Below are 15,187 nucleotides of genomic sequence, written 5' to 3'. Positions count from 1 at the left end.
TAAATTATCCTCTAACGCTAGAACCGTGAAAGTCGCCAAGGGTATTGGCGACTTTTATTCGTTATGATTTTCAATAAATTACTGATTAGAAATGGTAATTCAGATCCAAAGTATAAGATCGCCCTGGCGCCGGATAGCGACCAACAGGGCTGGTATCAATGCCTCGGAAGTAATAGTCCTCATCAAACAAGTTGTTGACCGCAAAGTTCATGCGCAGTTTGCTACTCTCATCCTTGTATAGATCAGAGCCCAAATTGAAGTTCCAAACCATATAGGCTGGAACTTTGCCCGTCGCCCCGCTAGCATCCTCGTTACTCGTGTTCGCATTGTCAGAGTATGACTCGCTGAAGTAGTAGCCAGACAAGGTGGTATCTAGCTTGCTAAATGAGTAAGTCGCATCCCAGCTAAATTGATGTGTTGATGTGTAAGGCAGTTGATTGCCCTTGTTTGCACCGTCTTCTTCAATCGTTGCGTCTAGGTAGTTATAGCCCGCCCCTAAGCTCAGAGCCTGAAGAGATTCCAGCGTGTAACGGCCAGAAAGCTCAATACCTTGGTGAAGTGTTTTACCAATGTTGTCAAAAGTTTGGGTCGCACTTTGCCATTGAAGCTGGTCTTTAAAATCGATTCGGTATAGCGCCACATTGAAACTGGTTGACTCTTGGTTGTAGCGAGCACCCAACTCATAGTTCCATGCGAGTTCACTGCCCTCTTCACCATGAAGTTTAATGTTGGATATTTGAGGGGCACGCAACGATTTCTGTGCATTGGTGTAACCTATCCATTGCCCAGTAAGATGGTATGCAATCGTTAAACCAGGCAACCACTCAGTCACCTTATTATTTTTTTTCTTTCCTTCACCTAAATCACTATATGCCATATCAATTGATTCATAGCGAATGCCTGGTGTTACCTTTAACACATCATTAAACAAACCAATTTCATTACTGATATAGCCAGCAAAAGCGTCGGTATCTAAGTGCCAATCACGTGGCGTTGTTGTTACACCACCAGCGATCGGCGTTTGAGTAAGCTTGTAATCGATATCTTCGTTGACGTAGCGTGCCCCAACAATTACGTTTTGGGTCACTGTATTGCCGTCAACATAGATCGCGAGTTTCGGCTCTATCCCATACACCTTAAATTCACGTGGTGACGTACGAATATCGGTCGACGGAAGTGCTGGATCAGCCCAATGACCATCGGCACTATTAAATCCCCATTGGAATAGACGCTCAGAACGATGGCCAAAGGTCAGTATTTCTAGCTCTGCACTATCCGCAATATTCAAATCATGTAAATACTTTAAACTCCAACGCGTCGATTTGCCTTGGTACTCATCATAAGGGCGCTTGGATTGGGTACGATCATTTTCGTAATCTTCTGGCGATAAAGCGCCCGGCATTTGCGTATCGGCATCATATCGCTGCACAAAAGCTTGCAGTTCTTGAGTATCACTCAGTAACCACTGCAACTTCGCTTGGAAGTTTTTGACGTCTGTGTCTGAATGCTCACGGAAGCTTTCTCCTTTTAAGAAGTTACCTTCCACTTGAAGTGCCAGCGTATCATTCAGCCAACCACCAGTTCGCAGATAAATATCGTTCAACGGGGTATCGCCATCTTCAAAAACAGTCAAGCGATTACTGATTTCCGTTTGCCATTGGTGAGGAATAGGCTTGGTCACCAAGTTGATCACACCACCCACGTTGTTTGGTCCGTATTGAACCGCCGCACCACCACGCACAATATCAATACGATCAAGCATAGAAAGCGTCGCTGGGAAAATAGATTGTCCAGTATGACCATAAGGCGCTAGAGTGAGCGGCACACCATCCATTAGAAACTGAGCATGACCACTTCGACTTGCCTTTAAACCACGAACTGAGATGTTAGGCAGAACACCTGTGCCCGTTTCATCTTGAACTTTAATACCCGGTACACTTTGAAACGCTGAATCAATCGAAAGCGCACCCGTTTTTTTAATCTGTTCATTGGTCAAAACGGTACGAGCGCCAGGATACTCTTTTACATCCTCGAGCTCTGAGTTGCCGATCAAACTACCGGTAACAACAACCGTCTCCATGGTCGTTGTTTGAGGCTCAGATGCGGCAAATGCGCCCATGGACGTCACGGAAGCGATGGCCATTGATAGAGCACTTAGACGCAACTTTTTGTGCGATTGAGTACAGGGGTTACCATCCAAGTTCTGGTAAGGCATGAAAATCTCCTAAAAAGGCAGGTTAAGGTCAAAGGCACCGTTATCGATTCGATGTGTCCTTTGACCTTTTGGGCTAAACGGCCTGAAATTAAGGCCAAAACTGTTTGCTATTTGCTAGCAAACACAACTGTTTGAAGCTGAGTTGGCATTTAGAACTGATAGCCATAGCTGAGCATGAATTCAGCTGGTGCACCGTAACCAACCTGGTTGGTGCCAGACTTACCATTGGTTGTTCCGAGAATGTATTTCTCGTTCAGCACGTTGTAAGCATTCGCTTGGACTTTGTGACGACCGGTGGTGTACGCCGCCATCAAATCAACCGTGGTGTAATCCCCCAATGCGACGGCTTCGTCATTACCCGCATAGCGGTCGCCGACATATTTCACACCGCCACCTAAACGCCAGTTGTCGTCTAGCTGGTAGGTACTCCACAGTGAGAACAAGTGATCAGAGACGTCGTTCGGCTTCTTGCCTGTCTCTTTGTCTTCAGCATCGAGGAAGCTATAGCCAATCGAAATATCCCATTGCTCAGAAATCTGGCCGCGAGCTTCCAATTCAATGCCTTGGTGACGCGCTTCAATCTTGTTGACGACATCCCCGTTAGTGTTGGTTTCAGGCTGTTCTTGATCAATTTGGAAAAGCGCTGCATTGAGCATCAAGGCGTTATCCAATAGGTAGGCTTTTGCACCGACTTCCTTTAGATCGGTATGGAAGAATTCAGCTAATTCAGGTTTGATGTAGATGCCAGCATAAGGCAGTTGCCACGAACGAGCTAAACTTGCATACGCCGACATATCACTGTTGAGACGATAGACAACACCACCACGGTAGCTCACCTTGTTATCATCTAAATGCTTTTTGGCAGATCCTGCCTTTTGTTGTTCCAGTTCCATAGAGTCATAACGGACGTTACCTATTACCGATAGATCGCCAAAGGTATAAACATCTTGAATGTATACGCCAGCGGTCGTTGTGGTGTTGTCACGGGAAGGTTTAAAACCCGGATCAGGCGTAGGACCAGTGACGGGGTCATAGATATCTTTTTGAGGTAACTCTTCGTCGCTAACTAAAGCAGAAGTGAGAGCGATATTTATCTGATTGTAATCAGCACCAATCATCATTTGATTAGAATCGGTTTCCCAAACGAGTTCCGATTGCAAGGTCGTGGTGGTACGCGGATCGTGACCGAAGTTGTTGACAGTTTGTTTTACCTCATTTCCTGTAACTGGTTCTTTGTCTTGGCGTGTGCCTTTTTGTTCTAGCTCGATATGGTTGTAGGCTGCGCGGTTGGTCCATGACCACTCACTGTTCAAAAGCCATTCGTAATTAACGCCAACACGAATGCTATCTGACTCTTGATAATCGTTGGTTCCGCCGTAGAAAGTGCTTTCGGAAACATCGACTGGTTTACCATTTTTGGATGGAACACCACGGTAAGGCACTAATTCTTGGTGAGCATATTCAACATCGAGATCAATAGTATGTCCATCAGAAGGCATCACTCGAATCGTTGGGGCAATAAAGAAATCGTTAGAATCCACATGATCGACGTAAGAATCGGCTTGGCGATGCTCCACATTGATACGGCCATTAACCTTGTCTGAAAAAGCCATTGAACTATCAACTTGTCCAACAAACTGGCTGTTGCTGCCCACACTACCATTTACATTGGTGAAGTTTTCACCCTCTGCACGCTTAGTGACTAGATTAATGATACCGCCAGCAGAACCTCGACCATAAAGCGCACCAGCCGGGCCTTTAACAATTTCAACACGCTCAATGTTTGCGAGGCTTCGGTATGACTGTAAGGTCCCATCATCACGCATACCATCACGATACATGTCATTGAGTGAGTCAAAACCACGGATAACGAACTGGTCTCGGCTACCTTCGCCTAGGGTATTATTGACGCCAGCTACACCATCGAGTGCATCCACTAAACGTACCGCGCCTCGGTCTTCCATTTCTGTCTTCGTGACCACAGATACTGCTTGTGGTACGTCCAACCATTCAACATCTGTCTTGGTTCCTGACTGAGGCATATGTTCTGCATATCCTTCGTATTGGTGACCAATAATTTGCAATGTTTCATCCACTTTGGCTTGTTCTTCAGCCACTGCATTTGGTACGCCAACGACCACCGTCAATGCCCCTCCAATCGCGAGAGCAAGAGGAGATAAGTTCAATCTGATATCCATTTTCTAATTCCGTTTCAATTTATAAATTCTCAACAGCGCGAATGAAAACAAATATCATTTATGTTTGCAATATATATTTTTTGATCTATATTTGCCCGGCAATATGCAACTGCGCTATTAACACCATTATCAATAAAAACAATGACATAGAAAGAAGTCTTCCCTAAAAACAAGAAAAAGGCCACTTGAATGCAAGTTGTGAGCAGGTAACAACAACGTTTTATAAATTAGGAAAGCCCAATGAAATCTACGATTATTATTGTGAGTCACGTCGTCAATGACGCAGTCACTCACGGCTTCGTACCGACAGCAAAAGCGATGGGGCTTAACGTCATACTGATCACAGATCACAAGCTCAGCCACCTAAAATTGAGTAACGATGACGAGCGTTTTAGCCCAGACGCAATTCTTGAATGTGATGTGTTTAATCCACTTGAACTTATCGATACCATCACAGAACAAAACCTGAAACCTAGCGCTATTTTTAGTAATAGTGATCACTTGCAAACCTCTACCGCTATCTGTTCGCAATTCTTCGGCTTACCAGCAAAAGATTGGACGGTAACGTTGCAAGCAAAGAACAAGCACCTCACTCGCCAAGTTCTGAGCGATAAATATTTACCCAATGTGCAAAGTGAATTGCTCTACCAAGACATAGACTCTACGTTGAACTTTACGTTTCCTGTCGTCGCTAAACCCAAAGAGGGCGTGGCAAGCATAGACGTCCAGCGTTGTAACTCTAAAACTGAGCTGGAGAATTATTGCGAACGCTTTTGGCAGAAACACCCGACGAACCCAATCTTGGTTGAAGATTTTTTGCAGGGCCCACTGATCACCCTAGAAACCTTGGGAGACGAAGAAAACTTAGCTGCACTTGGTGGGTTTGATGTGGAGCTCTCTGAGCCTCCATTCTTTATTGAAACTGCTGCGACTTGGAATGGCGACAACAGCACTCAATTCAAAGATGAATGTGTCAGACAGTTGAAGGCATTTGGCGTAGGCTTCGGTGTTTGCCACAGTGAATTCATTATCACAGAGTCAGGCCCTGTATTAGTTGAAATCAACTATCGCAGTATTGGAGATGGTCGTGAGTTCCTACTCGACAATCTAAGTGGAGGAAAGTGGTTCAGCACCATCTTAAGCCTACACCTCGGCAGCAAGCTAGACCCTTCATTCCAAATAAGTGGCAGTGCAAATGTCCACTATGTTGTGGCAAATCAAAGTGGCGTCATCGAGGGGACATCTACATCTTTCATTCATCAAGATGGCGATATTGTCACGCAGCAGCAGGTACTCAAACACCCGGGTGACGCCTTCCTACAAAGCTTTTCCAACAAAGATTACCTAGCGCGAATTTCTATAGCATCACCCTCAGGGCAAAGTTTAGATGCTGCTCTTCAACGCACTATTTCTCGATTCAATCTAACGTCAAACAGTGAGGTGAACGCATGAGCAGCAACGCTTCATACCTAACTCAGCGACTAGTGGACACTTGCCTTCGTGAAGACCTATTCGGCTTAGTGTCTAAAAGTCAGTTCACAGCCAGAACGCCAGCTACCCTTACTAGTTCGAATTACCCGGATGAGCAAGCATGGGCTCTCTTTTCCCATTCTGATTTCACGCTTTACCTACCTGTCACGCCAAGTTACTACATGCAGCGCTGGGTTTACGGTTCTCCTAATGGGGTGGATGGTAGTGGTTGGCTAATCGAGAAAAAGGGCCAGTTTGAACTTCAGCATGACTATCATGATTGGATACAATTGCTAAAAGCGTGTGCACATGAAAGCTCCCACCCATTGCTAGATGGTTACTTACAAGAACTGGAATGTGCAGAGGAACACAAAGCACTATGTGATAACGCTTTCCAGCAACATTCTAATTTATTAATGCAGCCGATTTCTAAGCTGACGCATTGGAACCAAAAATTACTGCGCGCTGATCAAATCGCGTCGTACCTTGATCACCCTTATTATCCAACCGCTCGCGCAAAGTTTGGTTTGAGTGATACAGACCTCAAGCAATATGCTCCAGAGTTTGCACAAAGCTTTGCTCTGCGTTGGCTCGCGATTGATAAGTCACTCGTCACTCTGACAAGTTCGCAGCCACAATGCTGGCCAACCATGGAGCAAGTAGGTCTACCGGGCGACTTTGCTGTGAGTCATCATTTATTCCCAGTACACCCTTTAACACTCCAAGGCCTTGACTCTCTTCCAGAAGGCATTATTGAAGCCCCTACTCCATTCCTTGAGGTTACGCCTACACTATCGGTGCGTACCGTTGTTGTGAATTCTGCACCACATATTCACATCAAAGTACCACTTATCATGCGTTCTCTAGGTACCAAAAACATTCGCTTAATCAAGCCTTCAACTCTTTATGATGGACACTGGTTCGAGCGCCTATTAACGCATCTGGAACAAAATGATAGCGACTTACAAGGCACGCTATTTCATTGCAATGAGAAACACGGTGGACACGTAGGAGATGAAAAGAGCTTCGCTTACATCGTGCGTGAATATCCATTGAACCATTCGCAAGATAAAGCACTCGTTCCCGTTGCCGCGTTGGCTAGCCCAATGCCCGATGGCCGCTTGTTCTTAGAGCACCTCGCCGAACAGTATTATCACAATGACACGTTAACTTGGTTTAAGGATTACGTTGACTTACTTTCAAAAGTACATCTGAGATTGTGGCTTCAATACGGCATTGCATTGGAGTCCAACCAACAGAACGCCATTATAGCCTTTGATAAGCAGGGAAAAATGACCCTAGCGATGAAGGACAATGATGCAGCGCGGATTTGGCCTGAGCGATTTAAAAACTTCGAACACCTCTCACCGGTTAAGTGCGATCAATTGCTGGATCAACGCATTAAAGTAGACGAGGAGCTGGCTCTTGGTCAGATGTTCACGACCATCACGTTACAACTCGATATTGCGGCGATTGTTGAAGCAATGGCCGCACAAGCTATTGCGCCATCGGCTGACCTTTACAAAATAGTGGCAACTAGCCTTTCACTACAGCTAGAGCAACTTCGCAATCAAGGTCATGACGTTTCACTTGCCAACGAGTTGCTATTTGAATCACCGAATCTATACGCCAAGTATTTATTAAGCTCAGGCAGTTTGCTCTCGAAAGAAGCCTCCGGTGCTAGCGATATAAACAAATTTTATGGGTTATCGGCTCCGAACTTCTTACTACTTACCAGTGAAGAAGCACAACACGCTTACTTAGAATCCATCAAACAGAGCGTGAACTAATCCACCATGACCAAACTCATTTATTGTGTGCTGTTCTGCCACTTCATAGCGGCATTCGCAGCCTTAGGCATGCCTCTGTTTTTACCTATGGTATTACCGACACTTGGCGCACATATCGATTCAGATTGGGCAGGCATTTTATTTATTTTGCCAACCTTTTGTACTGCGTTAGCTGCACGATTTTGGGGGCATTTTGCTGATAAATTTGGCAGACGTCGCTCTCTGTTACGAGCGCAACTAGGGCTTGCTGCAGGGTTTGCTCTGTGTGGTTTGGCAGACAGTCTGACAATGTTTGTGTTTGGTCTTATTGTTCAAGGAACCTTTGGCGGCACCATGGCCGCCTCTAATAGCTACCTATCAAGTCAAATTAAAGACGCAAAGACCCTCGGTACCTCACTGAATAAGACCCAGCTTTCTGCTCGTTTGGCATTGATTGTCGCGCCCATCGGCCTAGGTTGGACATTGTCAGACACGAGTCCGCTCAATGCGTATCTGTGGTTGTCTACCTTGCCCTTGTTAGCATTGGCAATCACGCTAACGCTCCCTGCTGATAACTTAGTGAAATCAGATGTAGAGAAAGAAGCAAAAGACCAAACAACGAGTCAAAGAGAACAAACAACACACAAGCCGTTACACAAGCTCTACTGGGTGTTCGGTGCACAGTTCTGCTTTGCTTTTTCGATGGTCGTCACCTTCCCCTATTTCTCACCTTTTGTGCAGCAATACGGTGTGACAAACCAAGCGTGGATAGGCTTTTTATACGCCCTTCCACACGGTGTCTACTTACTCTTTGCCGGAAAAGTTCATCTGTTTTCAGAGAGGCTCAACCGCCGTCATCCACTTGCTACTTTGTACCTTGGTTTTGGCTTGCTCTCAGTCAGTACAGCGATGCACCTAATACCCGATCAAACAACGCTAATCATCGCGCGAGTTGTTTTTGGACTTGGGATGGTCTGTTGCTACCAAGGGCTGCATCAAGCCTTAGCCAACCAAATCGACCGACAACAAAGTGGCAAGATATTTTCACGATTTGATGCCATGTCTAAATGGGGTGGTGTTGCAGCAGGGTTAAGCGCGTCTGTTATATCAAGCTTAGGGTGGCTTGAGGTTCCTTTCTTACTTTCTACTTTGATCAGCTTTAGTACTGCTATCGCAATGATCATTCTTTCAAAATTTGGACATCGACATGTTAAACACTCATTCATCTCCAACTGAGCACCGAGCTGAAAACAAGACGCAAATAAATCACAGCCAGGTTCAGCTCAATCAAGAAAAAGCCCAATTAAATACCATCATGGGCGTAGTGAATTGCTATCTGCGTGAATACGCAATACCGAACAAGCAAGTAGATTGGTGCTTCAGCTCAGCATCACTTCCGCAGACATTAAAAAGAAACTTTACGGCCAAACAACGTGTGGCAATACATCTACCTCAGCAAAATCAGACGCAAGAGAGTGGCTTGTTAGTCTTGCCTGTTGAATACGTCAGTAAGCTAGGAAAAGTAAAACTTTCAGCTACACCTTGGTCGAAAACGGCTGGTGCTGGCTGGTCTAAATTAGACGCAACTCAAACCCTAACACTGTTACTCAATTACCTTAAACAAGTGTTAATGATCCCGTTCAACCATGAGTTGATAAAACAAATGCAGAACAGCTTGCTGGTAACCGAGCAATTCCTAAACACCGACAGCCCACTCCAGCAGCATAATGCCTTTATCGCGTCAGAACAGTCACTGCTCTGGGGACACACTTTTCACCCAACACCAAAAAGTCGTTCTGGAGTAAGTATGGATGACTTACTGGCTTGCTCCCCGGAAGTTGGCGCAAAGGTGCCTCTATACTGGTTTGAGGTGGAAGCAGCTTTACTGGATGTATTGCACTCAGACACACGCACATCACCAAAAACGATGCTCGAGCAATTGGCACCGAGAGAAAGTGATTCAGAATCAAAATTACTTTATCCGTGCCACCCATGGGAAAGCTACACACTTCTACAAAACCCAGCAGTTCAACGCGCGATTGAACAAGGCAAAATTACACCATTAGGCTTAGGTGGAGACAAACTGTTACCCACTTCCTCCGTGCGCACTCTTTATCACCCAGATATGGAATGGTTTGCTAAGTTTTCCATCAATGTACGTTTGACCAACTGTGTTCGCAAAAACGCATGGTATGAACTCGACAGTGCCGTACAGTTAACCTCTATTCTACGTCCGATAAAAGAGAGCGAACAGCTGCGTAACCCTGTATTCAAGGTGATGAGTGAGCCGTACGCAACAACACTGAATCTAGGTTCAATTGCCGAGCAAGAGCCTGACGACATCATAAAAGCTCGTGAATCATTTGGCATTTTGTATCGTGAGAACTTCTCACTTAGTGAAACTGACATTCTACAACCGACGTTGGCAGGTTCGCTGTTTGCTTATGATCGTGAAGGAAACAGTTGTATAGCTACCCAGCTAAAACAAAAAGCGAAAGCGACACAAAGCCAGTATGAGAATGTCGCTACCTTGTGGTTTGAGCGCTACTTGCATTGCTTGATTCCAGGCGTGTTTAACTATTACTTCAAACACGGGGTCGCATTTGAACCTCATCTACAAAACACGCTGATTGGTTTCGAAAAAGGTATGCCATGCTGCGTGTGGATTCGAGATCTCGAAGGTACAAAATTGTTACCTGAATTTTGGCCTTCAGAGACATTACAACAGCTTCCAGAACGGGCCCAACAATCGGTTTACTACAGCCGAGAACAGGGCTGGAATCGCATTGGTTACTGCACCTTTATTAACAACATCAGTGAAGCCGTATTCTTTATTGCTGAGGGAGACGCCAAACTTGAAGAGACATTGTGGGAATTATTACAAGAAGCCATCGTTCGTTGGCAGTCAATCAATGGCAAGCAACCAGAGTTAGTGGCGTTACTTGATGGCGGCTTCTTCCCAAGTAAGAACAACTTCACCACTCGCTTGATGCAAAATGCCGACAAAGAGTCGGGGTACACACTAATTGCGACACCATGGGCGATTCAAAACACAGGAGAGTGTCATGACTAAGCCAACTCAGATTCCCCCGTACATCGAGCAAGAAGTAAAACAGCTCGCGAAGCAGCAAAGTCAGCCATTGTGTGCTTACCTGTATGACCTAAATGCGCTTGAACAGCACATCAAGCAGATGCGCCATGTATTACCCAAAAACGTGGAACTGTTTTATGCCGCAAAGGCTAACCCTTCTACGCCAATCTTGAGGACTTTAGCGCCTTACGTTGATGGGTTTGAAGCGGCATCTGGCGGCGAACTTAGCCACCTTCAACAGCAACTGCTTAATAAACCACTGATCTTTGGTGGCCCAGGGAAAATGCCAAGTGAATTAGAACAAGCGATACAACTTGATGTCGGTGCCATCCATGTCGAAAGTATTACAGAACTACAGCGTATCGGAGCTTTGACACAAAAGTTGAATCGACCTGCTTCCATCTTTCTGCGCATGAATATCGATATTGGTGACATCACGCTCAGCAAGCTAGCCATGGGCGGAAAACCGACTCCATTTGGTTTCGATGAAGCTGAATTGGATAACGCCATCATGTATCTACGTGATTTCCCGCTAATAAAGTTGAAAGGCTTCCACTTTCACCTGATGTCTCATCAACTCGATGTTGGTCGTCACTTAGCACTCGTTCAACGTTACTTCCAGGTGGTTAAACAGTGGAGAGAACTATACTCTCTTGAAGAACTCATTATTAACCTCGGTGGAGGCATGGGGATCAATTACCAAGATCCTAGCCAACATTTCCCGTGGATAGAATTTTGCGACAAATTAGAATTCTTGATCGCTGAAGAACATATGCAAGATTGGAAACTGCGCTTTGAGTGTGGACGCTATATCTCAGCTCCTTGCGGCTACTATGTGATGGAAGTGTTAGACATCAAACAGAATCTTGGCGAAAACTTTGTTATTGCTCGTGGCGGCACGCATCATTTCCGTACACCAGCAGCACAAAGCCATGATCACCCTTTTGCTGTCTTCCACAATCAGCAGCACTCAAACATTTCGAACCCAATACACCACACTACTGCCAATTTAGTTGGTCAGTTGTGTACACCAAAAGACGTACTCGCTCGAAACCAAAACATTGAGTACATCGACATCGGTGATTATCTTGTATTCACCTTGGCAGGTGCTTATGCGTGGAACATCTCTCACCAGAACTTTTTGATGCATGAGCCACCTATATTTCACTACTTTTAAGCTTCGAGGAAACCAAGATAAAGCTTTGGAACTTAATCTCATCCAAAAACGAGCTGTCATCTAGGTAATACCTCGTAAACAAAAAGGCGCTAGTAAACCATCGCTCACTAGCGCCTTTCATCAAGCATCACTATGACTGAGCTTGTGAAGCTCTATTGTCCCCATTCGTTCTGACTTTGTAATTGTGTAACCAGCAACAAAGTAAACCAATACAAAGCCCCCAGAACGCACTTCCGATACCCAATAAATTCGTACCAGAAGCTGTAAATAAGAACGTAAACAACGCTGGCTCTCTGTAGTGGTTGTCTGCCATGGCAACCGCTAAACAGTTCATCAATGTAGGCATCACCGCTAACCCCGCGACAGCGATGACTACCGCTGAAGGAACTGCGCTAAACAAAGACACAAATGACATCCCCATCACTCCAGCTAACAAATAAAACACGCCCATCGAGATTCCCGCCATATAACGCGTTTTGGGATCGTCATCGGCATTGGGGCCCATACAGATCGCTCCGGTGATTGCCGCAAGGTTATACGCAAAGCCCCCGAGCGGCGCTAATAGTAACCCTGTCACACCCGTGGTAGTGATGATCTTCGATGAATCCACTTGGTACCCGTTTGCTTTTAGCACCGCAAACCCCGGTAAGTTCTGCGAAGCCATCGTCACGATAAACAATGGGATACCAACACTAAGCAAAGAAAAGAATTCGAAATCAGGCATGATGAATACCGGTGTCGTTAAACCTAGCGTGACTTGACTGACATCGAGCTTTCCAAAACCAACGCACATCACCAAAGCAATGACGAAAATACTTGGGATCAACAAGTTTCCTAACCTCGACTTAGCCAAGATAAACACAGCAAGCATCACCGCCACTATCTGAACTTCTTCCATTAACGATGTAAACAAGCCCAAACCGAACTGCAATAAAATCCCCGCTAGCATAGCCGATGCAATCGACGTGGGTATCTGTTTCAGTACTTTCTCAAATATCCCAGCCATACCGACTAGCGTGATCAACAACGAACTAAACAGGAATACAGCAACTGCCTGATTCATCGTCAGACCTTCAAGCGAAGTAATCAACAGTGCTGCTCCCGGTGTCGACCAAGCCGTCACAACCGGTTTCTTGTAGTAGAAAGAGAGCAATATCGTGGTTGCCCCCATACCAATTCCCAACGCCCAGAACCATGACGCAACCTGCTCTTGAGTTGCTCCGGCACTCATCGCAGCCTGGTAAATAATCGCTGCAGCACTTGCATACCCAATAAATACAGCAATAAAGCCCGTACTAACGTGGGAAAATTTTAGCTTAGTCATGTTATTTTGTTCCTATGTGCGTTATAACGTCCATAAGCTAAACCTAGCACTTGTGCGCTATAACGCACAAGCTATTTATAGAAAAAATCTTGTAGAAAAAGTATGCAAACAGAAATTAAAGTCGGCACTAACTTAAAACGCCTACGCCAAGAAAAGGGCTGGAGCCTAGATAAAGCAGCAAAAGCGACAGGCGTAAGTAAAGCGATGTTAGGTCAAATTGAACGTGGGGAGTCCAGCCCAACCGTCGCTAAGCTCTGGCAGATCGCATCTGGGTTTGAAGTGTCATTTTCCAGTTTCATCACAGAAAGTTCGAACAATGAGCTGACGAGTTTATTCAGAGATGCAAACGAGTTAAGGCGTGAGGAATATAACGTTGGTTTCTTCGTCAGCTTATTATTTCCTTTTGAGGAAGCATTAGGGTTTGAGATCTTCGAGCTAACCCTCGCACCTGGCTATCAACATGAATCCGACCCGCATAACACTGGCGTTACCGAGCACATATTATGTATCTCAGGAGAGATGGCCGTGCTTTTTGATGGTGAATGGCAAACATTACAAGCAGGGCAAGCCGTTCGCTTTAATGCTAACCAAAAGCACGGATATAAGAACCTCGGTGAAGACAATGCGATGTTCCATAACGTAATTCACTACCCTGTAAAATAATGGTTAGCCTACACATCCGACCATTTATCTAGTATTAATAACAGTGAAAGGATATGCATCTATAAGAATTAGGGAGCCCATAATCAAATGACTCTAGAATCAAAACATGCCCTAGTTGTGGAAGGTGGCGCAATGCGTGGCATCTTTGCTGCTGGCGTGTTAGACGGCTTTATCGACCACCAATACAACCCGTTCGATTTCTGCATCGGCGTCTCTGCGGGCTCAACCAACTTAGCCTCTTGGTTGTCTAACCAACGCGGCCGAACCTATACCATTATTTCCGACTACTCATGCCAACCTGAGTTTATTAACTTCAAGAAGTTTGCCAAAGGTGGACACTTGCTTGACCTCGACTGGCTTTGGGAGCATATCGCACTGCACTATCCATACGATATGGAAGCCTTCGATACACAGCCGCTTCCCTTTCAAGTAGTGACCACGGATGTTGAAACTGGTGAACCACTCTACACGCAGGGTGAGAAGAGTAACCTAGAAGAACTCCTCAAAGCGTCCTGCTCTGTTCCTATGGCCTACCGCACACCTCTGAGAGTAAACGGTCGAAAGATGATAGACGGTGGTGTGGTCGATTCCATTCCCGTGATTGAGGCTTATAAACAAGGGGCGAAACAGATCACGGTGATCCTCTCGCAAAAGCAGGGTTACAAAAAGCGCCCACCGAAAGCACCTTGGCTCTTACGTCGCCTAATGAAAGAGACACCTCAACTGGCTGAGGCCATGATCACGCGTGCAGAACAATACAATCAAACCTTAGAGTTTATTGAGAACCCACCTCACGATTGCACCATTAAGGTCATCGTGCCGGACGATAGTTTTGCTGTCGGAAGATTAACCACAGATAAAGACAAACTTGAAGCCGGTTACCAAATGGGGCTGAAGGCAGCAGAGCGATTCGTTACACAAGATTAAACAGTCACTCATGCCACGCAGCCTACTTTAATCCCCGCACTCGAGCTGTAACACAAAAAAAGCGAGCCACATGAGCTCGCTTTTAAGTATTTGTTTTAAGCTAAATTACAGAAGTTCTACCGACTGATGAAGAATAATTTAGTAACTGGAGGTTTTGGAAAAAAGTGTATCAACGACCTTGCTAAATTAGTAAGGAATGAATAACCACTGGTATGGAAAAATAAAAGAGCCTCATGACATCATGAGGCCCTATTGTTGGTTACCTTAGCAAGATCAGTGGGCCTGAGTCTCCTCCGCCACACGTCTCTGCATTGCGGGAGTAGTATCGGTGCTTAATAATAAGCTCTATATCA

At 45.4% G+C, this 15,187-nt stretch carries 10 protein-coding genes; 7 read left to right on the top strand and 3 right to left on the bottom strand.

All coding sequences use genetic code 11. The features are described from left to right. Positions 1-85 precede the first annotated feature (85 nt). Both F0251_RS16655 and F0251_RS16650 read right to left on the bottom strand, forming a co-directional pair. A complete protein-coding gene (locus tag F0251_RS16655) occupies positions 86-2,215 on the bottom strand; it encodes a TonB-dependent siderophore receptor (protein WP_171731416.1) in 2,130 nt (709 codons plus the stop codon). A 149-nt stretch (positions 2,216-2,364) separates the two neighbouring features. Further along, on the bottom strand, positions 2,365-4,413 hold the full coding sequence (locus F0251_RS16650) for a TonB-dependent siderophore receptor (protein ID WP_171731415.1): 2,049 nt from the start codon (positions 4,411-4,413) through the stop codon (positions 2,365-2,367). A gap of 240 nt (positions 4,414-4,653) precedes the next feature. On the opposite strand from F0251_RS16650, the gene F0251_RS16645 reads away from it, so the two are divergent. The 5 genes from F0251_RS16645 to F0251_RS16625 are packed head-to-tail and all read left to right on the top strand — an operon-like array spanning position 4,654 to position 11,920. After that, positions 4,654-5,865 carry an acetyl-CoA carboxylase biotin carboxylase subunit family protein gene (locus F0251_RS16645; RefSeq protein WP_116871351.1) on the top strand — a complete coding sequence of 404 codons (1,212 nt, stop codon included), beginning with the start codon at positions 4,654-4,656 and terminating at the stop codon, positions 5,863-5,865. Then, positions 5,862-7,673: an IucA/IucC family protein gene (locus F0251_RS16640; RefSeq protein WP_116871350.1), complete on the top strand. Its 1,812-nt coding sequence runs from the start codon at positions 5,862-5,864 to the stop codon at positions 7,671-7,673. Before F0251_RS16645 ends, F0251_RS16640 begins: the two co-directional genes overlap by 4 nt. A gap of 6 nt (positions 7,674-7,679) precedes the next feature. After that, positions 7,680-8,888, top strand: coding sequence for an MFS transporter (locus tag F0251_RS16635; protein WP_116871349.1), 1,209 nt, complete (start codon positions 7,680-7,682; stop codon positions 8,886-8,888). Then, the gene (locus F0251_RS16630; protein WP_171731414.1) at positions 8,860-10,725 is read left to right on the top strand and encodes an IucA/IucC family siderophore biosynthesis protein; all 1,866 of its coding nucleotides are present in this window, start codon (positions 8,860-8,862) and stop codon (positions 10,723-10,725) included. The genes F0251_RS16635 and F0251_RS16630 overlap by 29 nt, the downstream gene beginning before the upstream one ends. Continuing rightward, on the top strand, positions 10,718-11,920 hold the full coding sequence (locus tag F0251_RS16625; protein WP_116871348.1) for a type III PLP-dependent enzyme: 1,203 nt from the start codon (positions 10,718-10,720) through the stop codon (positions 11,918-11,920). Before F0251_RS16630 ends, F0251_RS16625 begins: the two co-directional genes overlap by 8 nt. 130 nt (positions 11,921-12,050) lie before the next feature. On the opposite strand, the gene F0251_RS16620 is transcribed toward F0251_RS16625, so the two are convergent. Further along, the gene (locus tag F0251_RS16620) at positions 12,051-13,244 is read right to left on the bottom strand and encodes a benzoate/H(+) symporter BenE family transporter (protein WP_171731413.1); all 1,194 of its coding nucleotides are present in this window, start codon (positions 13,242-13,244) and stop codon (positions 12,051-12,053) included. 102 nt (positions 13,245-13,346) lie between these two features. Between F0251_RS16620 and F0251_RS16615 the strand changes: the two genes are divergently transcribed. Continuing rightward, on the top strand, positions 13,347-13,907 hold the full coding sequence (locus tag F0251_RS16615; RefSeq protein ID WP_061032266.1) for a helix-turn-helix domain-containing protein: 561 nt from the start codon (positions 13,347-13,349) through the stop codon (positions 13,905-13,907). 87 nt (positions 13,908-13,994) lie between these two features. Beyond that, on the top strand, positions 13,995-14,834 hold the full coding sequence (locus F0251_RS16610) for a patatin family protein (RefSeq protein ID WP_116871346.1): 840 nt from the start codon (positions 13,995-13,997) through the stop codon (positions 14,832-14,834). Positions 14,835-15,187: the final 353 nt, after the last annotated feature.

This window comes from Vibrio sp. 070316B (assembly GCF_013114115.1).
Classification (GTDB): domain Bacteria; phylum Pseudomonadota; class Gammaproteobacteria; order Enterobacterales; family Vibrionaceae; genus Vibrio; species Vibrio chagasii_B.
Note: the sequence above shows the minus strand (reverse complement) of the source record. Positions and strands in the feature narration are given on the sequence as shown.

What these genes read in the sequence shown, in the direction of transcription:
- F0251_RS16620 (WP_171731413.1), bottom strand. Translation starts at nt 13,244, where the DNA reads ATGACTAAGCTAAAATTTTCCCACGTTAGTACGGGCTTTATTGCTGTA.
- F0251_RS16645 (WP_116871351.1), top strand. Translation starts at nt 4,654, where the DNA reads ATGAAATCTACGATTATTATTGTGAGTCACGTCGTCAATGACGCAGTC.
- F0251_RS16650 (WP_171731415.1), bottom strand. Translation starts at nt 4,413, where the DNA reads ATGGATATCAGATTGAACTTATCTCCTCTTGCTCTCGCGATTGGAGGG.
- F0251_RS16635 (WP_116871349.1), top strand. Translation starts at nt 7,680, where the DNA reads ATGACCAAACTCATTTATTGTGTGCTGTTCTGCCACTTCATAGCGGCA.
- F0251_RS16610 (WP_116871346.1), top strand. Translation starts at nt 13,995, where the DNA reads ATGACTCTAGAATCAAAACATGCCCTAGTTGTGGAAGGTGGCGCAATG.
- F0251_RS16625 (WP_116871348.1), top strand. Translation starts at nt 10,718, where the DNA reads ATGACTAAGCCAACTCAGATTCCCCCGTACATCGAGCAAGAAGTAAAA.
- F0251_RS16640 (WP_116871350.1), top strand. Translation starts at nt 5,862, where the DNA reads ATGAGCAGCAACGCTTCATACCTAACTCAGCGACTAGTGGACACTTGC.
- F0251_RS16655 (WP_171731416.1), bottom strand. Translation starts at nt 2,215, where the DNA reads ATGCCTTACCAGAACTTGGATGGTAACCCCTGTACTCAATCGCACAAA.
- F0251_RS16615 (WP_061032266.1), top strand. Translation starts at nt 13,347, where the DNA reads ATGCAAACAGAAATTAAAGTCGGCACTAACTTAAAACGCCTACGCCAA.
- F0251_RS16630 (WP_171731414.1), top strand. Translation starts at nt 8,860, where the DNA reads ATGTTAAACACTCATTCATCTCCAACTGAGCACCGAGCTGAAAACAAG.